Below are 2,030 nucleotides of genomic sequence, written 5' to 3'. Positions count from 1 at the left end.
CATCAGGATGGTATGGCTGGCGCGCAGTTCCACGGCAGCAGCGCTTCGTAGTCTTCGACGCTGTTCACTGCGGGCAAACGCTCGAGCACATGGCGCAGCCAGGCGTAAGGTTCTTGCCCGTTGGCCTTGGCGGTTTCCACCAGGCTGTAAAGCTGGGCGCTGGCGGTCGCGCCCTTGGGTGTGTCGCTGAACAGCCAGTTCTTACGGCCGATGACGAAGGGCCGGATGGCGCGCTCGGCGGCGTTATTGTCGATAGGCAGGTGGCCGGCTTCGACGTAGCGCACCAGACGACTCCAGTTACTGGCCAGGTAGTGCACTGCTTTGCCCAGGGCATTCTGCGCAGTGACTTGGGGCTGGGTTTTTTCCAGCCAGCTTTTCAGTTGGGCCAGGATCGCTTGGCTGCGCTGCTGACGGCCGTCAAAGCGCTGCGCATCGTCAGCATCTTTGAGCTCGCGCTCGATGCCATAAAGCTTGTTGATCAACCCCAAGGCCACGTCGGCACGTCCGGTCTTGCCCTTGGGTTGCACCTTTTGCGCTTCGACGAACTTGCGCCGCGCATGCGCCCAGCAGGCCAAACGCTCAACACTCGACTGTGCGGCCACGGCGTTGTAGCCGGCGTAGTCGTCGGTCATCAAATAGCCGCGATAGCCTGCGAGCAGGCGCAACGGTACCTCCTGCGCTCGGCTGGTGGAGTAGTCGAACAGGATCACCGGTTTGTCTGGCGGGCCGCCGGTCTGCACCCACATCCAAGATTGGCTGCTCGGGTCGCGTTCCGGTTCTTTCAGCACCTGCACACGGGTTTCGTCGCAGTGGATCACTGGGCTGTCCAGTAGCTTGTCGCGCAGCAGGTTGAGCAGCGGCTGCAACTGCGCGCCACACTGAATCACCCAGCGCGCCAGGGTCTGCCGGGAGAGGTCGATGCCGTGACGAGACAGCACCTTTTCGAAACGGTGCAGCGGCAGGCCGTCGACATATTTGGTGGTCAGCAGCATGGCCAGCACGCTGGGACTGGCCAGGCTTTTCTCGATCAGCTGTGCGGGCTTGTCAGCCGTGACCGGAGCGGCTTCGCAGCCCTTGCAGGCGTAGGTCTTGCGGATGTGGCGGATCACACGGATCTGCATCGGCACGATCTCCAGCTGTTCGCTGGTCTCTTCGCCGATCACCTGTTTGCGGCAACCGCAGGCACAGGTCAGTTCGTGCTCGGGCAGCTCGTGAACGACCTCGATGCGAGGCAGCTCGGCTGGCAACGGCTTGCGCTTGCCGCGGTGTTTGGTCGGCGCGACGACTTCTTCCACGACCTCATCGTCGGCCGCTTCAGGTGCCGGCTCAGCCAAGCTTTCGGCCTCATTGAACATGGCCAGCTGCGGCGAGTCCGGGTCGGCGCTCTGCTCGGACTTACGACCGAATAACCGCTGAATCAATAACGCATTTTGTTCGCGCAGGCGCTCGATCTGCCCGTCCTTGGCCAGCATCTCCTTGTCCTTCGAAGACATCTGCTCATGCAGCGACAGCAGGAGCTGTTTCAGCAAAACCGGGTCATCGGGAAGGGTTTCGGGCATGGAAATCATGCCGTGGATTATACCGGCTCAGGTGACGAAACGCGGCGTCAACACCTGATGCGGACGGTTGCGCCACAGGTCAAAACCGTCGAGTAACCAGTTCAGTTCCTGAACCGTCAGCACGATCGCTTCGTCCTGATCATCTGGCGAGGCTTTGAACCGCTCGGCATCGAGACGCTTGAGCCACAAACAGAAGCCATTGCGCTCCCAGTACAAGATCTTCACCCGGTTGCGTGGCTTGTTGAGGAACACAAACAAGACCGGGTCGAACACCGCCACCTTGATATCCAACTCGACCAGGGCAGCCAGGCCGTCGATGGATTTCCGGAAGTCCACGGGCTTGGGGTACAGGTAGACTTTTTCGACTTTGGCGTCGGGACGCATCATGGCAGTTGGCTCCAGTGAGTAATCGGGAGCGCAGCTTCTATGGCCGAATCTTAGTTTTGTAGGTGGGGTTTATGGAGCGCTTAC

General features: G+C 60.6%; 2 protein-coding genes. Both read right to left on the bottom strand.

Annotated elements, in window-relative coordinates; all coding sequences use genetic code 11:
• Window positions 1-2 precede the first annotated feature (2 nt).
• Window positions 3-1,568, bottom strand: coding sequence for an IS66 family transposase (locus Q8Q83_RS18115; RefSeq protein WP_305625522.1), 1,566 nt, complete (start codon window positions 1,566-1,568; stop codon window positions 3-5).
• An 18-nt stretch (window positions 1,569-1,586) separates the two neighbouring features.
• Window positions 1,587-1,946 (bottom strand): IS66 family insertion sequence element accessory protein TnpB, encoded by a 360-nt coding sequence (gene tnpB / locus Q8Q83_RS18110; RefSeq protein WP_305625521.1) that lies wholly within the window; start codon window positions 1,944-1,946, stop codon window positions 1,587-1,589.
• Window positions 1,947-2,030 lie beyond the last annotated feature (84 nt).

Source organism: Pseudomonas sp., assembly GCF_030696055.1.
Lineage (GTDB): Bacteria > Pseudomonadota > Gammaproteobacteria > Pseudomonadales > Pseudomonadaceae > Aquipseudomonas.
Note: the sequence above shows the minus strand (reverse complement) of the source record. Positions and strands in the feature narration are given on the sequence as shown.